This is a genomic window from Cnuibacter physcomitrellae (assembly GCF_014640535.1).
Classification (GTDB): domain Bacteria; phylum Actinomycetota; class Actinomycetes; order Actinomycetales; family Microbacteriaceae; genus Cnuibacter; species Cnuibacter physcomitrellae.
In genome coordinates this window covers 2,754,803-2,770,328 of sequence record NZ_BMHD01000001.1, presented here as the reverse complement: position 1 = coordinate 2,770,328, position 15,526 = coordinate 2,754,803, and the positions used below count along the sequence as shown (strand labels likewise).

The following is a 15,526-nucleotide window of genomic DNA, read 5'->3' as shown; positions in this document are numbered from 1 at the left end:
TAGGACACTACCACATTTAGTGTCCTGCAGGACAGGAAACCGCGTTCGCTCGCGGCCGCGCGCACCACTGCAAGATGGAGGGATGGAGCACGCACGTCGACGCGAGCGGAGCCGGCTCGTCAGGGGCGTCCGGCTGCTGCGCACCCGCCACCCCCGCACCTTCACCGAGAAGGTCCGGTACAAGATGCTGCGCGACCACCGGCCCCTCCTGGTGACGTTCGCCGACAAGGCGGCGGTGCGCGATCACGTCGCCGAGCGCGTCGGCGACGGGTACCTGCCGCACGCCTTCGGCATCCTCGACGACCCTGACGAGCTCCTCAGCCTCGACCTGCCCGACCGCTACGTCGTCAAGCCCACTCATGGCAGCGGGGCGGCGATCGTGGTCAGCCCGACCGCCCCCGCGGAGGCGCGACTGCCCGAGGCGCGCTGGAGCTGGACCTACCGCCACGTCGATCCCTCCCACGTCGACCGGTCGCATCTCGCGGCCATCGGACGTCACTGGATGCGCCAGCTCTACGGGCAGGGTCCGAACCGCGAGTGGGCCTACGGGCTGGTGCCCCGCCGCATCCTGGTCGAGGAGATGCTGGCGGGACCGGACGGCTCGATCCCCGACGACTACAAGGTGTTCGTCTTCCACGGCCGGGCCCACTTCATCCAGGTCGACGCCGGCCGGTTCGGCGGGCGCACGCAGGACTTCTACACGCCCACCTGGACGCACCTGCCGATGAGCGGCGGACCGCCCTGGGTGCATCCGCCGCGCCCCCGTCCGGAACGTCTCGACGAGATCCTCCACGTCGCCGAGACGCTCGGGGCGGAGACGGACTTCGTGCGCGTGGACCTCTACTCGCTGCCCGACCGCATCGTCTTCGGCGAGCTCACGAGCTACCCCGCCGGCGGCGAGAGCCCCTTCGACCCGATCAGCTTCGACGCCGAGTTCGGCCGCCCCTGGACCGTCCCGCCCCGCTACTGAGTCCGGTCACCGTCGAAAGGTCGCCTCAGAGCACGCACGGCCCCGTATTCGGTTCATCTCGCGTCTGAGGCGACCTTTCGACGCTCAGGTTGCCGAGCGAGCGCGCGCCAACGCATCAGCGGACGAGCGGGCCGACCTCCTGGCCGAGGAAGCGGAGGAAGGCGTCGAAGGCGGGGACGTCGGCGACGTCGGGGGTGGGCATGAAGCTGAACGAGGTGACGCCGAGGCCGGCGAGGCGGCGCACGTCGGCGGCCACCTCCTCCGCCGTGCCCGCCGACCCGGTGGTGCCGGGCACCGCGTCCGGAGCGCCCCATCGAGCGAGGCCGGCGGCCAGGCGCTCCTGCGCGCCCGGGCCGGTGGCGGTGAGGTGCAGCAGCATCGTCTCGTGGGACGTCTTCCCCGCCGCGAGCGCCGCGTCGCGGCTGATGCCGACCTTCTCGGCGATGTCGGCGTCCGTGAGGCCGGTGTCGAGGAGCGTGCCGTCGCCGATCTCGCCCGCCAGCGCGAGCATCTTCGGGCCGCGGGCACCCACGTAGAGGGGCAGCGCTCGCTCCGGAGGGAAGCCGAGCGTCACGTCGGTGAGGGTGACGTACCGTCCGGCCGTCGTGACGGTCTCGCCCGCCAGCAGCCTGCGCAGCGCCTCCCCCGACTCGCGGAGCCGCGTCATCGGCGACTGCACCGCCTCGCCGACCTGCGCCATCCACGGCAGGACCCCCGTACCGATGCCGGGCAGCAGTCGGCCCGGGAACATCCGCTCGATCGCGGCGAGGTCCATCGCCAGCAGCGCGACGTTGCGCAGCGGGACGGGCGCCAGGGCGATCCCCACACGGAGGCGGCTGGTCGCGGCGAGCGCCGCCGTCACGACGGGCATGGCGCTGGCGGTGAAGCAGTCCTCGAAGACCCACAGCTCGTCGAGCCCGTGCCGCTCGGTGAGGGTGGCGATCTCGACGAGGTCGCGGGGATCCATGTCGGACGTGAAGGTCATCCCGAGGCGGGGCGGGGCGGGAGCGTCTGCGGTCACCCCTCCACCGTATCGGGGCGCCGCGACCCGCTATCGGCCGGCGGTGGCCGCGTGACGGGCGGCGAGGACGCCGAAGGCGGCGGTGAGCTCGGCCGGGGACACGACCTCGATCTCCGTGTCGAAGCGACCCAGCGCCGAGGCGAGGGCGATCCAGGACCAGGATCCGACCTCGAGACTGCACCGGTCGGGGCCGAGGTCCTCGACGATCCCGTCCTCCGCGAAGGGGAGGACGTCCCGGGCGGGCAGGTGCAGGATCGCCTTCCCGATGCAGGGCCACCGATCGCCGCTCTCGGACCCCTTGAACCGCGCCGAGACGTACTCGGCGACGTCGCCGCCCGGGACCTCGCGCGGCGCGAAGCGCGGGCCGGTCGGCGTGCGGGGCGAGATCCGGTCGGCCCGGTAGATCCGCCACGCATCGCGGTCGAGGTCCCACGCGACGAGGTACCAGGATCCGCCGGACGTCAGGAGGTGGTGCGGCTCGACTTTCCTGGGAGGCGCAGGATCGGTCGCGGCGCCGCCGTCGCCGTCGCTGCCGCTGCCGCTGCGGGGGCGGTGGCTCGCGTAGTCGAAGCGCAGCACCTCGCGGGCGCGGACGGCGGTCGACAGCGCGATCAGCACGTCCGGCGAGACCGGATCCCGGCGCACAGCCCCCGGCCGCGGAGTCACCGTGGTGAACTCGAGCGCCCCCAGTCGGTGGCGGAGCCTCGACGGCATCACCTGCCGCACGGTCGTGAGCGCGCGGAGCGCGGCATCCTCGATCCCGACACCGGTGACCGCGGCGGCCTGGAGCGCGACGGCGAGCGCGATCACCTGGTCGTCGTCGAAGAGGAGCGGCGGGAGGTCGTCGCCGGCGTCGAGCCGGTATCCGCCCTCCGGCCCCATGGTCGAGCTGATGCTGTAGCCCATCTCGCGGAGGCGGTCGACGTCGCGCCGGACCGTGCGGTGACTGATCTCGAGCCTCTCGGCGAGGACGGGACCGGGCCAGTCGCGCCGCATCTGCAGCAGCGACAGCAGCCGCAGCAGGCGCGAGGTGCTCGATGCGGTCATGGTGCGAGAGTAGTCGCAGAGTAGGACCGGACTTGACCTACACGGCTGCGAGAGTGGAGAACACCGGGGACGACCCCGGGAGAGACTCACGAGGAGCAGCCATGAGCATCCAGACCACCACCCACCTGAACTTCCGCGGCGACGCCCGAGCGGCGCTCGAGTTCTACCAGTCCGTCTTCGGCGGGCACCTGATCGTCAACACCTACGCGGACTTCGGGATGCCTGCCGAGGTGCCAGGATCCGACAAGGTCGTCTTCGGCCTGGTCGCGGCCGAGAACGGCTTCCGCGTGATGGCCTACGACATCCCGGGTCAGACGGCGGGCTCGATCGCGGGCGGCGGATCCACCCGGCGCGAGGACAACACGACGATCACCGATCAGGCGCTGTTCCTGTCGCTGGCATCGGACACCCTGGACGAGCTCCAGGGCTACTGGGATGCACTGGCCGTGGGCGCCGTCATCGTCGAGCCCCTGGCCGCCTCGGCCTGGAGCCCCGGCTTCGGGATGCTGACGGACCGCTTCGGCGTGACCTGGAGCGTCAGCGTCACGGCCGCCTGAGGTCGAGCGACGCCGGGCGCGCGCCCCTAGGAGCGGGAGGTGCGCGCTCGGTGGTAGTCCTCGAGCACCGGGGGCACCCCCTCGGTCAGCATCCTCCTGCGGACGCCGCCGAGGAGCCGCGACATCGCGAACCCGCCCAGGCCACGGAAGCCGGCGTGGCTCCAGGTGAACCGGGTGCCGGTCAGAGTGGACTCGAGGAGGTAGGTGACCTCGGTCACGTCGTCGGTCTCCTCGTCGCCCCTCCACGTGTAGCGGAGGGAACGGGGCGCGTCGACGGCGAGGACCTCGCAGTAGACCACTCCGGCCCAGCCCATCGTGGGCTTGCCCACGAACCGGAACCGGGTGCCCGGCACGGCGGCGAAGCCCTCCGGCCGGCCGCCCCTGCCGGTCGTCGTCCAGCGGGCGACCTGCTCGGGTTCGGTGAGGACCGCCCAGACCTCGTCGATCGGATAGGGGTAGTCGCGGACGACGGTGTAGCCGGTCATGGGTGCGCCTCTCGGGTCGATGACGTCAGCCTACCTACCGGACGGTAGTCTGTCTACCCGCCGGTAGGTAGACTGGCGTCATGACGACGGATGCCACCCCTCCCGCCCGCAGGAGCGGTTCGCGCACTCGCGAGCTGGCCCAGCAGGTCGCCCTGCGCCTGTTCACCGAGCAGGGCTACGAGGCGACGTCGTTGCGTCAGATCGCGGACGAGCTGGGCATCAACAAGGCCTCGCTGTACTACCACTTCGACGGCAAGGAGGCGATCGTGCAGTCCCTCCTCGACCAGCGCGGCGACGAGGCCGAGGAGCTGCTGGCCTGGGTCCGTGCCCAACCTCCTGCGCCGGACGTGATCGCCGAGGCGGTGTCCCGGTGGGTCGACTCGTTCACCGAGGAGAAGCTGCAGGGCATCCGGTTCCTCACCGCGAACCCGCGCCTCCTCGCGGGGATGGCGCGCGCCGACGAGGAGCCCCGCGTGGGCGCCGGACTGACGCAGCTCGCCGACGAGCTGAGCGCGCGGCTGCCCTCGCCCTCGCCCGAGAGCGCCGTTCTGCTGCGGATGGCGCTGCTCTCGATCAACGCGGCCGTCCACGCCGCCGCCGGCACCTCCGCGGACGACACCGCGATCGTCGCCGCCGCGCGACGCGCCGCCCGCATCCTCACCGCCGACCTGCTGTGCGGGCGCGAGCGCTCGGCCCTAGACGCTCACGCGGGCGCCTCGAGGCTGAGCGGCTTGAGGGACGGATGCTCCGCGACGGCGTGAGGGCCGTGGGTCATGAGGAGGGTGAGCAGCGACGCGGCGGGCACGGCGGGGCCGGTGAGCAGCAGCGGCGAGGTCGAGGGGAACTGGCAGATCAGCGTCCAGTCGCGCGGTTCGGGATAGACGGCCGACATCGCCGCGAAGTCGAAGGAGAGCCACTGCCCGTTCGCCAGGCGGGTCGCGATCCTCTTGTTCGAGACCAGCATCCTGACGGTCTGGTGCTCGCGCCACTGCTCCCGGGCCTGTGCAGAGGCGGCCGAGCGCCTCGACGCGTTGCCGATCGCGGAGGCGGCGACGCCGGCGAGGACGAACGACGGACGCCCGTAGTAGAAGCCGCTGGTCTGCGTGTAGGTGACGTCGGTGCCGTAGTAGCGGCTGTACTGCACCGGTGCATCCACGAAGAAGACCTCGTCGGCGTAGGGGGCGAGATCCCAGACCGTGACCTGGGGCGGGACCTTCCGGGCGATCAGGTCGGCGCGCAGCTGGGATGCGGCGGCCCAGTTGTCGCGGAGCCGGGCGGCCTCGTCGAGGCGCGCCTGCTCATCAGGCGTGTACCGCCCCGCGGCCCGACGCCGTGTCCGCAGCCACTCCGCAAGGGTGCGCGACCCGTTGACGAGGGTTACCACGGCGCACGCGACTCCGAGGGCGATGAGCCCCATCAGGAGAAGCACCAGGCGTCCGGCCAGGCTGGTGGGCGAAGACCCGGGAGCGTAGGAGTTGATCTCCTCCGCAGTCTGCGCCGCGAAGAAGAACAGCACGGCGACACCGACGACGCCCACGACGAGCGGGATCACCCACCGCAGGTGACGACGGACCGGGGATGTGCGCGGCCACGTGATCGTCATGACTCCATTGTGTCCACGTCAGCCGACACCGCCGCGGAGAGCAGCCGCTCGGTCGGGGTCGAGCCTGGCCAGCCGCGACTTCGTGGCGTTCGAGCGCACGATCCAGCTCATGTCCGGGTCGCCGAGCGCGGCGAGGCGCTCCAAGGCCTCGAATCCCTCGGCCGGGACCCCGACCGCCGCGACGCTCCACGCGTATCCCAGCGTCTGGCGCAGCACACGCACGTCGTCGCGGCCCCGTCGCTCGGATGCGGGCAGGGCGGCGAGCGCCGCCGTGATCCGATCGAGGATGCGCAGGGCGCGCCGCGCATCCGGTGCCGCCTTCACGAGCCGGAGCTCGGCGACGCCGGCGGCGACCGCGCGCAGGAGGAGGAGTCGAGGCGCCTGACGTGGGGCGGTGGCACTCTCGACCCACCGCTCCGCGAGCTCCCAGAGCGCATCGCGGTCGGCGTCGCCGATGCGCTGCAACGCCATCGCGACCCCCTCGCGCACGCGCCACCGCGGATCCTCTGCGAGGGCGACCAGCCGAGCCTCCGACTCCTCGCGGGATCCGTCCGTCCAGAGGCGCCCGAGCGCGACCGCCCCGCACAGGGCGGTGTACTCGTCGGCCGAGTCGGCGAAAGCCGTGATCTGCTCGGGCGACGCCTCGTCGGCGACGGCCTGCGCCAGGTCGAGGTTCGCGCGGGGCCCGGGCAGCCCCGAGTTCTCGGCGAGGTAGGCCCCCCACTGCGCGGCCGGCAGACCCGCGAGCGCCGCCCGGTGGGATGCACGAGTGCTCGTTCCGCTCACCCCTCGAGTGTCGCAGAGGGCCCGGAGCGACCGCGAGCGCCGCCGCGCGACCCCTGCGACTCGACGCCCCCGTCGCCGGCGCAACCCCCGAGCGAGATGCGAGCGGGCGGTCCAGGATGTGGGGATGGCGTCCTCGACCTCGTTCCCCGCCCTCGACGACTCCCTCTCGGTGCTCACCCGCGGCTACGGCTTCGGCGCCCGCATCTGGCGGCGCGCGCGACCGGGCGCCCGGTCGGCCCCGATGCGGCTGCTGGGTGACGACACGCTCTTCGTCCGGGGCGCGGAGGGGGTGCGGGCGTTCTACGACGACGACCTCGTCGCGCGTCACGGCGCCATGCCCGGTCTCGTCCAGGAGACCCTCTTCGGGCACGGCTCCGTCCACAGCCTCGACGGCGACGACCACCGTCACCGCAAGGCCACCTTCGTCGACGTCGCGTACGAGGACCATCAGGTCGCGAGACTGACCCCGCTGCTCGAGCGGGAGTGGCAGGCCGAGCTCGACGCGTGGCTGGCGGGCGGCCGCCGCTCGGCCTACGACGCCGCCGTCGGCGCCTTCGGGCGAGCGAGCATGCGGTGGGCCGGCCTCCCGGGCACCGCCGCCGCCAAGACACGCTGGGCTCGGCGGCTCGCGCAGATCGTCGACGGGTTCGGCGTCCCCTACTCGCCCGAGTACCTCCTCGCCTTCGGCAACCGGATGTGGTCGGACCGTCACGCGGCGGACCTCATCGCCGCCGTCCGGGCCGGCGAGCTCGACGCGGAGCAGGGCACAGCGCTGGAGCAGTGGGCGTGGCACCGCGACCGGGCGGGACACCTGCTCCCGCCCCGCCTGGCGGGGATCGAGCTGCAGAACAGCATCCGTCCGATGATCGCGGTGGCCCGCTTCGTCGCCTTCGCCGCGAAGGAGCTGCACGACCATCCGGACTGGCGGATGCGCATCGCCGACGAGACCGCCGAACGCGGCTCTGTCGTCGACGGTCCGCTCGCGACGGCGTTCGCGCAGGAGGTCCGGCGCACAGCGCCCTTCGTGCCGATGCTGCCCGGCCGGGCGATCGCGGACATCGAGGTCGACGGCGAGCGTGTGTCCGAGGGCGGCCGGATCGTGCTCGACATCCTCGGCACCGACACCGACGACCGCTCCTGGCCCCACGCGGGTCGGTTCGATCCCGCACGCTTCGTGGGCGTGGAGGACTACGAGGCCCTCGAGGCCTTCATCCCGCATGGCGGAGCGGGCGTGACGACGGGGCACCGCTGTCCAGGCGAGAAGCTCGCGATCGCCGGGCTCGCGTCCGCGATCGCGACGCTGAGCGATCCGCGAGTCACGATCCTCGACCGGGGCCTCGACGTCGATCGGCGTCGTCTCCCCACGAAGCCCTCCTCGGGCGGCCGCGTGCGCGCCGTCGGCGCACCGTCCCGCTGCCCCTTCCCGTTCCACTGATCCCCGTCGGCGGGCTGCGTCAGCCGGCGTGGACCGGAGGCGCCGGGCTCTCGTGTGGCACGGGTCGAGCACGTTGTCCACCCCCGAGGGAGCGCGGAAGGCCGGACGTACGGTCGCACACATCGGCGACGCCACCGACGGCCGCCGAGGACGAGGAGAGGTAGGCATGTTCTTCCACAAGCAGGAACTGCAGTTCACCGCGACACCGGCCAAGCCCGACGCCATCCTGGCGCGTCGGATGCAGGAGCTGCTCGGGGGCCAGTACGGCGAGATCACGATCGCGATGCAGTACGGCTTCCAGGCCTGGAACGCGCACATCCCCGGCAAGTACCGGGACCTGCTGTACGGGATCGGCAGCGAGGAGTTCGGGCACGTCGAGATGCTCGCGATCATGATCGCCCAGCTGCTGGAGAAGGCGCCGGTCGAGCAGTCGGAGGAGGCCGCGAAGTCCGACCCGGTGCTCGGCGCGATCATCGGCGGGATGGACGTGCAGCACGCCATCGTCGCCGGAGCGGGTGCCCGCCCGGTCGACAGCAACGGCAACCCGTGGCAGGGCTCGTACATCACCGCATCAGGGAACCTGCTCGCCGACTTCACCGCGAACGCGAACGGCGAGATGCAGGGGCGCCTGCAGGCCGCACGGATCTACAACATGACGGACGACAAGGGCGTGCGGGAGCTGCTGTCGTTCCTCATCGCCCGCGACACGATGCACCAGAACCAGTGGACGGCCGCGGCCGCGGAGCTCCGGGCCGAGGGCGTCGAGGACCTCCCGGTGCCGAGCAACTTCCCGCTCGGACAGGAGCAGCGCGAGGTGTCGTACCAGTACCTCAACTTCTCCGACGGAGCGGCCGCGAAGGACGGCTCGTGGGCATCCGGCCCCACACCGGATGGCAAGGGCGAGTTCTCGTACCACGACGGCCCGACCACGTCGTCGCCGATGCCGCCGCCCACGCAGCCCGATCCGCGCCTGTTCGGCACCGATCCGAAGCCGAACCTCATCGACAAGGCGTCCGGGGTCATCAAGGACAAGCTGAGCGACAAATGACGCTCCACCTCCCGGCACTGCACGTGCCGGACCCCGAGAACCTGCCGGCCCCCGTGGCGGCGCCCCTCCTGGCGGGCGGCCTGCTCGCCTCGGGCGCCGCTCTCGCGGTCCGCTTCGGGGCATGGCTGGTCGCCGAGCAGCTGCGAGCGCACCGGGATACGCGCTGAAGGCGACCGCCTGCGGGCGGGATGGGGCACCGAGCGGGCGGACGCTGTTCCGCCCGCTCGGCCTCACTCCACGGGCGGGTTGGCCGTCATGTGGTCGCGCATCGGCAGCAGGTTCGTGAGCGGGGCGTAGTACCCGGCGGACGGCACATCGAAGGCGATGCCCGCGATCCCGGACCCGGCGAACGACGCCACCCACTCGATCGCACCCGGCATCGGGACCGCGAGCAGGAGCGAGGCCTCCTCGTCGCTCAGTCCGACGCTGCGACCGCCCTCGAGAGCGCGCTCGGCGGTGGTGAACGCGAAGACCATCGGGCCCGGGGAGAGCTCTCCCGCATAGGGCTTGGGGTCGTCCTGCGAGCCGCGGGCGATGAAGATCCACCGATCCAGTCCGTAGACCGCGCGCCAGAGTCCGTCCATCGCCGCGAAGCTCTGCGGCTCGGCGTGCAGTCGCGCCGCCTTCCGGTCGATGTCGGCGACGACCTCGACGGGCGGGTTCAGGCTCGGCATCTCGGGGGAGTCCATGCCTCCACCCTGTCAGACCCCTCCTCCGTCGGGCTGGGCGATTCCTCGATCCGGAGCGGATGCGCGCGCCCCGATGCATGGTCCGCGTCCCGCGGCAACCCGCTCGCGACAGGACGGGCGCGGACGGTCGATAGGAGTCACCATCGACCCTCGATCCAGAGAAACGGGTACCCCATGTCGTCACGCAACACCGTCGTCCGATCGATGCACGACCTCGGCCTCGCGGCCTGGTTCGGCGGGACCCTCATGGGTGCCGTCGGACTCAACGGCGCGGCCGCCGAGGCGAAGGACCCGCGCGAGCGCCTGCACCTCTCCTCCGTCGGGTGGGCGAAGTGGGCACCGGTGCAGTTCGTCGCCATCGTCGTCCACGGCATCGGCGGCGTCGGCCTCATCAACGGCAACAAGTCCCGCCTCGCGGGTCAGGGAGAGGCCCGCTCGAACACCACGCTGAAGCTCGTGCTCACCGGAGTGGCCGGAGCCGCGAGCCTCTACTCCGGCGCACTCGGACGCACCATCGACAAGCATGCGGAGGAGGGCGGCGAGGGTGTGACCGAGCCCAGCGCGTCCGCCTCGAAGAAGCTCGCCGCGGCTCAGCGGAGGCAGAAGGTGCTCCAGTGGGTCCTGCCGCTGCTCACGGGAACGCTGGTCGTGCTCGCCGCTCAGCAGGGCGAGCAGCAGCGACCCCTCAGCGGGCTCCTCCACAGGCACTGAGCACCTCGCGGGAACTCCGTAGGCCTTCGTAGGCTGGGCGCATGGATGCGGCGGAGGTCGAACGGGCGGAGGCGACGCTCGACCGGCTGAGGTTCCCCGTCTGCGCGATCACCGGCCCGGCCGAGGCCGTCGAGGCGGCGGGCGCCGTGCTCGACGAGCGGCTCCGCGAATACGGCTACCGCCGGAAGGAGCCGGAGAACCCAACACCGTCGGCGCACCTCTACGAGCAGGGCGGAAGGGGCCGCTCGGCACTGGCCGTGGCCGCCGATGCGCTCGTGACGGGCGGCGGATCGCAGTTCAACCTCAAGCTGCACGTCATCGTGGAGCGGACCTCGCCGGGCGAGCTCCTGTTCTCGGTGCACGGCGTCGACTACACGCTCCGGGCGCCGTTCGACGCGGAGGAGGCGTTCGGGGAGGCGCTGACCGCGATGACGGAGGCGGTGCCCTCGGTGCAGCGGAGCGCCTGGTTCGGCGCGAGCTCGCTGCCCTCCCACCTCGCCTCGTCGCCCGCCGGATTCCGGGCGCTGCTCGGCCCGGCCGGCGCCTTCTGGTGGAGCTGACCCGCACCGACCCGAGGCTGCTGTTGCGGGTTCCGCCCGCGGAGCGCGTCGATGACGCCGCCCAGGCGGGCGGCTCCCCGCGCGGCGGGCGGAACCCGCGGCACGGGCACCGGCAGCGGACGCGTCAGGGGTGCTGCTCGGTGCCGATGTCGGTCGCGGTGGCGAGGAGGAAGTCGATCGCGTCCTCGACGGAGCTGTGCTGCTGCGGCTGCACCCGGTCGACGAGAGCGGCGGGGATGAAGCCGACGCCACCGTCCAGGGTGCGCGCGGCGAACCCGATCACGATGCCGGACGGATCCTCGACCTGCAGGTCGTAGTGGCTCTCGGTGTGGCGCACCACGTAGTCGGTGTCGCCGACGGTCACGGTCTTCGGGGTGTTCTGCGCCTCTTCGAGGAAGGTGGCGTCGGCTGCGGTCATCCGACCAGCGTGACAGGGTCGACCGCTCCTGGCGAGGGGTTGCCGCGATGACGCTTTCGGGTGCCCGAACCGATCGGAGCCCCTCTCGAGCGTCAGATCCGCGACGCGGGATCCGGCGCGGACGCAGGACGGGCGCGGCGGTAGCCGTCGCCGTCCTCCTCGACCAGCCCGAGTCCGGCGAACGCCGTCAGCCACCCCCGCATCGGCCACTCGCCCCAGCGCTCCGCGAACCGCCGACCGTTGCGCAGGATGTCGCCCAGGTGCTGCACGGGAGGGTTCGTCGTGGGATGGTGCTGGTGATAGGCGTGCGCTCCGCCCACCCAGACCAGCGGCACACCGGCCTCCCTGGCCCGGAACGCGAAGTCGGTGTCCTCGCCGCCGTAGCCCTCGTATCCCTCGTCGAACCCGCCGAGGCTGTCCCAGGTCTCCCGGGTGGCCGCGAACGAGAGCGACCAGAACAGCTCGTAGCGGTCGCCGTCGAGCAGCTCGCCGTCGGCGGGGACGGGACGGGCGGGATGCGGTGCCGTCGCGCGACGCAGGTCGGCGGGCGTCTCGACCGGCGCACCCGGCGGAAGGTAGGTGACCGGGCCGGCGAGCAGCGCATCCGGTCTCGCCGTGGCGGCGGCCCGGTAGCGGGCCAGCAGGTCCGGTCCGGGGATGCAGTCGGCGTCGAGGAACACCAGCAGCTCTGGCGCGCCAGCCTCCGCCCGCGACGCGTCGGCCGCGGCCCGCGCGCCGGCGTTGCGCCCGGCGGCCAGCCGCAGGCCGTGCTCGCCCGGCGGCACGTGCACCAGCCGCGCGCCGGCCGTGGCCAGCACGTCATCGGCCCGCGGCGGCTCGGCGTCGAGCCAGACGATCACCCGATCGACCGGCAGCGAGCGCAGGTGCTCCTGCTGCCGCCGGACGTGCTCGGCCCGCGCCTCGGACGCGAGGGTGATGACGCTCACCGTCACGAGACGACACCGCGGATGCTGTCGGCGGCACGGCGCGCGGCCCCCGCCACCTGCCAGCGACCCCAGTCGGGACGGAGCCCGAGCGCGGCGTCGAGCAGCCCTCTCCACGCCTCGGCACCGCGCGGAGGGGCGGCGACCACCGCCAGCCCGAGGCTATCCAGGACACGGCCGGTCGCGTCCTGCTCGCCGAACGGCCGCGCCTGCGGCAGGACGATGGCGCGGGCGTCGGCGGCGGCGAGGTCGGCGACGCTGTTCTGCCCTGCCGCGCTGATGACCACGTCGGCCGCGACGAGGAGCGGCCAAGGGTCGGCGGTCCACGTCTCCCGGGTGGCGCCGACCCGGGTCATGGCGAGCCCCGCACCCTCCGCGGCGAGGCGGAGCCCCTCGACGTCGAGACCTGGATGCGCGCCGAGCACCACCACGCCCCCGCCACGTGACGTGGCCGAAGCGGAGCGCGACGCCGAGGGCACCGGCTCATACCTCGAGATCCCGCCCGTCCACCGCACGCGATCGCTCACCGGCAGCAGGGCCGCATCCGACAGCACCCCCTCGGGCCACGGCGCGATGATCGCGGAGGCGGCGCGGTACGCGAGCCGATGGGGTTCGTCGGTCCGATCCCCCGGCTGCGAGAACACCACCGTCGGGATCCCGAGGAGTCGCGACAGCAGCGTCACCTCCACCGAGACGTCGACGACCATCGCGTCGAGCGTGCTGTCACGGGCGACGTCGGCGATCGAGGCCAGCCGTGCCCGATGGCCGGCGTGTCCGAGCGGAGCCCAGTGCAGCAGTCCGCCGACCGTGGGGTCCGCTTCGACCGGCGCCTCCGCCGCACCGGTCGACCCGCCGAACCCGTCGTCGTCGCGCGGCAGCGCGACCCACCGGGTCCGGGGAGGAAGCGACGACGGGGCGGGCATCGAGGAGAGCACGACGACCTCGTCGTCGAGGTGCGGTCTCACGGCGAGCAGGCGCGTGAGGTGACCGGCACCGTGATGGTGCACGTACCAGCCGATGGTCACGCGCTGATCTCCATCGTCGTGGACTCGTCCACGACCTGGCGGAACAGCTGCTCGAGAGCGTGGGCGCGACCCTGCGCGTCGAAGCGGCGCTCCGCCGTCCTCCTCGTGAGCCAGCGTGTCTCGGGATGCGCGGACCCGAGCGAGGCGGCGTGGCTCGCCGCCTCGGCGAGCGCACGCACGTCGCCCGGCGGGACGAGCGCCGAGGGGAGGGGTGCGATGCTCTCGCCCACGCCTCCCGCGTCGAACGCGACGACAGGGGTCCCCGTCGCGAGCGCCTCCGGGATCACGAGCCCGAACGGCTCGTCCCACAGGGGCGTCACGAGCGCGCAGGCGCTCCGCCCCACGAGGTCGGCGAGCTCGGCCTGCGGAAGCGGGCCGACGTAGCGGACGTCGCCGCCCAGGCGCGGCGCGACCTGCTGATCGAAGTAGTCGCGGTCGCCGATCCGACCGGCCACGACGAGGGTCCGTCCCGTCATCCGGGCGGCGTCGATCGCCAGGTGCGTCCCCTTCTCCGGGACGATGCGCCCCGACCACACGAGCGCGTCACCGCCCTTGCCGAGCGGCCACCGGTCGAGGTCGACGGAGTTCGGCATGACCTCCGCGTGCACCCCGTGCTGCCGCCAGGCGCGGGCGGTGTGGGCGCTGACCGCGAGGAACCGCTGCGTCGACCCGATCGAGGCGGCGTGAGCAGCGAGCATCTCGGGCAGCGGAGGCGTGTGCAGCGTCGTCACCACGGGGACGCCCAGGCTCGCGGCGGCCGCGATCGGGGGGCCCTGAAGGCAGTGGTTGTCGATGACGTCGAACCGGTCGTCATGGCGTCGGATGTAGGCGAGCGCGTTCTCGAGCGATCGCGAGGCGCGCTTGACGTACCCGACCGGGTAGTCGGTGTCGGAGGCATCCGCATCCGAGAGCCACTGGACCCCGGGCATGACGAACTCGGGGGGCGAGCCCTCCAGGAAGTCGGATCCCTGCACCGCGCACAGGGTCACCTCGTGTCCGCGTTGCCTGAGCTGCTGCACGCGGTCCCAGACCATGGCCTCGAGACCGCCCGCGTGCGGCTGACGCAGCGGATACCGCAGCGGGCCGATCACGACGATCCGCAGCCGCTCCGACGGTGGTGTCCCTCTCACGCGATCCCTTCCCGAGCCCGCACGTAGACCTCGCGATGGGCCTCCCCGATCCGTCGGCTCTCGAAGGCGCGCAGGCTCCTCCGATGCTCGACGAGCGCCCGCCGATCGCCCGGGTCGGCGGGGCGCACGCTCGCGAGCGCGGCGGTGAGCGACGCTCCCCCGTCGTCGAGGCGGAAGACGGTGACGTCGTCCGGATGCTGTTCGGCGACGTACCCGCATCCGGTGTCGAGCACCGGGACGCCGAGGTCCCAGCAGAGCTCGGCGAAGCCGGAGTGGGTGCCGTGCGCGTACGGCAGCACCACGGCGTCGAGGTCGCTGATCCACCGCTCGAGCTCGGCGTCGGTCTGGCGCGGCCCCTGCTCCAGGTGCAGCGCGGGCGAGGCGGACGCCAGGGAGCGGATCTCACCGGCGGCGTCCTGGTCGCGCACCGACTCGTTGAGGCGGAGGCGCACGGAGACGGACGTCCCCTCCGCCTCCAGGGCGGCGACCGCGGCCGCGAGCGCGCCGACGACGGCGGCGCCCGCGATGTTGGGGCGGAGGTCGCGGAGGTGCACCCCGACGACCGCCTCGCGGTGCGGTGCGTCCGCCGGGTCGCGGGGCTCGATGGGTGCGCGCTCGGGCGCGCCCGTGGCCAGGCGCGGATGCGGGATCACCGTCGCCTCCCGATCCCAGCGTCGACGGATCTCGTCCGCCGCACCCGGTGTCAGGGTGATGAGCTCGTCGGCGGCCCGGATGACCGAGTCGAGTTGAGCCAGATGCACCGCCTGATCCTCGAGCTGGGGGTTGGCGAGGTCGTGCACGGTGTAGACGAGCGGGATGCGCGCCTCGCGGAGGGCGTAGAGGGCGGCGCGGAGCTGGGCCGTCGACACCGACTCCATCCCGAAGTGCAGATGGAGCACGTCGAACTCCCGGTCGTGCGCGCGCAGGTACTCGGGATCGAGGAGCACCGGCGGCCACCACTGTCCGGGCGGTCGCGACGCGACGGTCGGTTCGGGGCGGACCCAGACCCCGTCGGCGTCGAGCGTGACGGCGCGGACGTAGGGGTGCTCGGTGGGGACGGCGGCGACGCGGAGGGAGGAGTCGGCGTCGCGCGTCAC

General features: G+C 72.8%; 19 protein-coding genes. 8 read left to right on the top strand and 11 right to left on the bottom strand.

What is annotated here, in order from left to right; translation table 11 throughout:
• The first annotated feature begins 82 nt into the window (after window positions 1-82).
• Entirely contained in the window at window positions 83-970 is an 888-nt protein-coding gene (locus IEX69_RS13030; protein ID WP_085017761.1) for an ATP-grasp fold amidoligase family protein, read from the top strand.
• Between the two features lie 115 nt (window positions 971-1,085).
• Here the strand turns inward: IEX69_RS13030 and IEX69_RS13025 are convergent, their stop codons facing one another.
• On the bottom strand, window positions 1,086-1,991 hold the full coding sequence (locus IEX69_RS13025) for an LLM class flavin-dependent oxidoreductase (RefSeq protein WP_085017760.1): 906 nt from the start codon (window positions 1,989-1,991) through the stop codon (window positions 1,086-1,088).
• Window positions 1,992-2,021: 30 nt separating this feature from the next.
• Window positions 2,022-3,038 carry a helix-turn-helix transcriptional regulator gene (locus IEX69_RS13020; protein ID WP_085017759.1) on the bottom strand — a complete coding sequence of 339 codons (1,017 nt, stop codon included), beginning with the start codon at window positions 3,036-3,038 and terminating at the stop codon, window positions 2,022-2,024.
• Between the two features lie 101 nt (window positions 3,039-3,139).
• Here IEX69_RS13020 and IEX69_RS13015 point away from each other — a divergent pair, with 101 nt between their 5' ends.
• Window positions 3,140-3,595 (top strand): VOC family protein, encoded by a 456-nt coding sequence (locus IEX69_RS13015; protein ID WP_085017758.1) that lies wholly within the window; start codon window positions 3,140-3,142, stop codon window positions 3,593-3,595.
• A gap of 26 nt (window positions 3,596-3,621) precedes the next feature.
• On the opposite strand, the gene IEX69_RS13010 is transcribed toward IEX69_RS13015, so the two are convergent.
• The gene (locus IEX69_RS13010) at window positions 3,622-4,080 is read right to left on the bottom strand and encodes an SRPBCC family protein (protein ID WP_085017757.1); all 459 of its coding nucleotides are present in this window, start codon (window positions 4,078-4,080) and stop codon (window positions 3,622-3,624) included.
• 80 nt (window positions 4,081-4,160) lie between these two features.
• Between IEX69_RS13010 and IEX69_RS21150 the strand changes: the two genes are divergently transcribed.
• Complete coding sequence (locus IEX69_RS21150; RefSeq protein ID WP_085017756.1) at window positions 4,161-4,841, top strand: TetR/AcrR family transcriptional regulator; 681 nt, start codon at window positions 4,161-4,163, stop codon at window positions 4,839-4,841.
• On the opposite strand, the gene IEX69_RS13000 is transcribed toward IEX69_RS21150, so the two are convergent.
• Window positions 4,784-5,683, bottom strand: a complete 900-nt coding sequence (locus tag IEX69_RS13000) for a hypothetical protein (protein ID WP_085017755.1) — start codon at window positions 5,681-5,683, stop codon at window positions 4,784-4,786. The two genes, IEX69_RS21150 and IEX69_RS13000, sit on opposite strands and share 58 nt — an antisense overlap.
• Before the next feature lie 18 nt (window positions 5,684-5,701).
• Entirely contained in the window at window positions 5,702-6,469 is a 768-nt protein-coding gene (locus IEX69_RS12995; RefSeq protein ID WP_085017754.1) for a hypothetical protein, read from the bottom strand.
• 124 nt (window positions 6,470-6,593) lie between these two features.
• Between IEX69_RS12995 and IEX69_RS12990 the strand changes: the two genes are divergently transcribed.
• From IEX69_RS12990 to IEX69_RS12980, 3 genes are all read left to right on the top strand, one after another.
• Complete coding sequence (locus IEX69_RS12990; RefSeq protein WP_085017753.1) at window positions 6,594-7,904, top strand: cytochrome P450; 1,311 nt, start codon at window positions 6,594-6,596, stop codon at window positions 7,902-7,904.
• Window positions 7,905-8,070: 166 nt separating this feature from the next.
• Complete coding sequence (locus tag IEX69_RS12985) at window positions 8,071-8,952, top strand: manganese catalase (RefSeq protein ID WP_085017752.1); 882 nt, start codon at window positions 8,071-8,073, stop codon at window positions 8,950-8,952.
• Window positions 8,949-9,119 carry a hypothetical protein gene (locus IEX69_RS12980; protein WP_157127049.1) on the top strand — a complete coding sequence of 57 codons (171 nt, stop codon included), beginning with the start codon at window positions 8,949-8,951 and terminating at the stop codon, window positions 9,117-9,119. Before IEX69_RS12985 ends, IEX69_RS12980 begins: the two co-directional genes overlap by 4 nt.
• A gap of 63 nt (window positions 9,120-9,182) precedes the next feature.
• On the opposite strand, the gene IEX69_RS12975 is transcribed toward IEX69_RS12980, so the two are convergent.
• A complete protein-coding gene (locus tag IEX69_RS12975) occupies window positions 9,183-9,641 on the bottom strand; it encodes a hypothetical protein (RefSeq protein WP_085017751.1) in 459 nt (152 codons plus the stop codon).
• Between the two features lie 174 nt (window positions 9,642-9,815).
• Between IEX69_RS12975 and IEX69_RS12970 the strand changes: the two genes are divergently transcribed.
• Both IEX69_RS12970 and IEX69_RS12965 read left to right on the top strand, forming a co-directional pair.
• Window positions 9,816-10,352, top strand: coding sequence for a hypothetical protein (locus tag IEX69_RS12970; RefSeq protein WP_085017750.1), 537 nt, complete (start codon window positions 9,816-9,818; stop codon window positions 10,350-10,352).
• Window positions 10,353-10,393: 41 nt separating this feature from the next.
• Window positions 10,394-10,912 (top strand): hypothetical protein, encoded by a 519-nt coding sequence (locus IEX69_RS12965; protein ID WP_085017749.1) that lies wholly within the window; start codon window positions 10,394-10,396, stop codon window positions 10,910-10,912.
• A 124-nt stretch (window positions 10,913-11,036) separates the two neighbouring features.
• Here the strand turns inward: IEX69_RS12965 and IEX69_RS12960 are convergent, their stop codons facing one another.
• The 5 genes from IEX69_RS12960 to IEX69_RS12940 form a co-directional block, all read right to left on the bottom strand.
• Window positions 11,037-11,330 (bottom strand): hypothetical protein, encoded by a 294-nt coding sequence (locus tag IEX69_RS12960; protein WP_085017748.1) that lies wholly within the window; start codon window positions 11,328-11,330, stop codon window positions 11,037-11,039.
• A gap of 92 nt (window positions 11,331-11,422) precedes the next feature.
• A complete protein-coding gene (locus IEX69_RS12955) occupies window positions 11,423-12,277 on the bottom strand; it encodes a glycosyltransferase family 2 protein (protein WP_229756351.1) in 855 nt (284 codons plus the stop codon).
• Window positions 12,278-12,279: 2 nt separating this feature from the next.
• Window positions 12,280-13,299 carry a hypothetical protein gene (locus tag IEX69_RS12950; protein ID WP_085017746.1) on the bottom strand — a complete coding sequence of 340 codons (1,020 nt, stop codon included), beginning with the start codon at window positions 13,297-13,299 and terminating at the stop codon, window positions 12,280-12,282.
• Window positions 13,296-14,429: a glycosyltransferase gene (locus IEX69_RS12945; RefSeq protein WP_229756350.1), complete on the bottom strand. Its 1,134-nt coding sequence runs from the start codon at window positions 14,427-14,429 to the stop codon at window positions 13,296-13,298. The genes IEX69_RS12950 and IEX69_RS12945 overlap by 4 nt, the downstream gene beginning before the upstream one ends.
• The gene (locus IEX69_RS12940; protein ID WP_085017744.1) at window positions 14,426-15,526 is read right to left on the bottom strand and encodes a glycosyltransferase; all 1,101 of its coding nucleotides are present in this window, start codon (window positions 15,524-15,526) and stop codon (window positions 14,426-14,428) included. The genes IEX69_RS12945 and IEX69_RS12940 overlap by 4 nt, the downstream gene beginning before the upstream one ends.

What these genes read in the sequence shown, in the direction of transcription:
- IEX69_RS13030 (WP_085017761.1), top strand. Translation starts at nt 83, where the DNA reads ATGGAGCACGCACGTCGACGCGAGCGGAGCCGGCTCGTCAGGGGCGTC.
- IEX69_RS13020 (WP_085017759.1), bottom strand. Translation starts at nt 3,038, where the DNA reads ATGACCGCATCGAGCACCTCGCGCCTGCTGCGGCTGCTGTCGCTGCTG.
- IEX69_RS13015 (WP_085017758.1), top strand. Translation starts at nt 3,140, where the DNA reads ATGAGCATCCAGACCACCACCCACCTGAACTTCCGCGGCGACGCCCGA.
- IEX69_RS13010 (WP_085017757.1), bottom strand. Translation starts at nt 4,080, where the DNA reads ATGACCGGCTACACCGTCGTCCGCGACTACCCCTATCCGATCGACGAG.
- IEX69_RS21150 (WP_085017756.1), top strand. Translation starts at nt 4,161, where the DNA reads ATGACGACGGATGCCACCCCTCCCGCCCGCAGGAGCGGTTCGCGCACT.
- IEX69_RS13000 (WP_085017755.1), bottom strand. Translation starts at nt 5,683, where the DNA reads ATGACGATCACGTGGCCGCGCACATCCCCGGTCCGTCGTCACCTGCGG.
- IEX69_RS12990 (WP_085017753.1), top strand. Translation starts at nt 6,594, where the DNA reads ATGGCGTCCTCGACCTCGTTCCCCGCCCTCGACGACTCCCTCTCGGTG.
- IEX69_RS12985 (WP_085017752.1), top strand. Translation starts at nt 8,071, where the DNA reads ATGTTCTTCCACAAGCAGGAACTGCAGTTCACCGCGACACCGGCCAAG.
- IEX69_RS12980 (WP_157127049.1), top strand. Translation starts at nt 8,949, where the DNA reads ATGACGCTCCACCTCCCGGCACTGCACGTGCCGGACCCCGAGAACCTG.
- IEX69_RS12975 (WP_085017751.1), bottom strand. Translation starts at nt 9,641, where the DNA reads ATGGACTCCCCCGAGATGCCGAGCCTGAACCCGCCCGTCGAGGTCGTC.
- IEX69_RS12970 (WP_085017750.1), top strand. Translation starts at nt 9,816, where the DNA reads ATGTCGTCACGCAACACCGTCGTCCGATCGATGCACGACCTCGGCCTC.
- IEX69_RS12965 (WP_085017749.1), top strand. Translation starts at nt 10,394, where the DNA reads ATGGATGCGGCGGAGGTCGAACGGGCGGAGGCGACGCTCGACCGGCTG.
- IEX69_RS12960 (WP_085017748.1), bottom strand. Translation starts at nt 11,330, where the DNA reads ATGACCGCAGCCGACGCCACCTTCCTCGAAGAGGCGCAGAACACCCCG.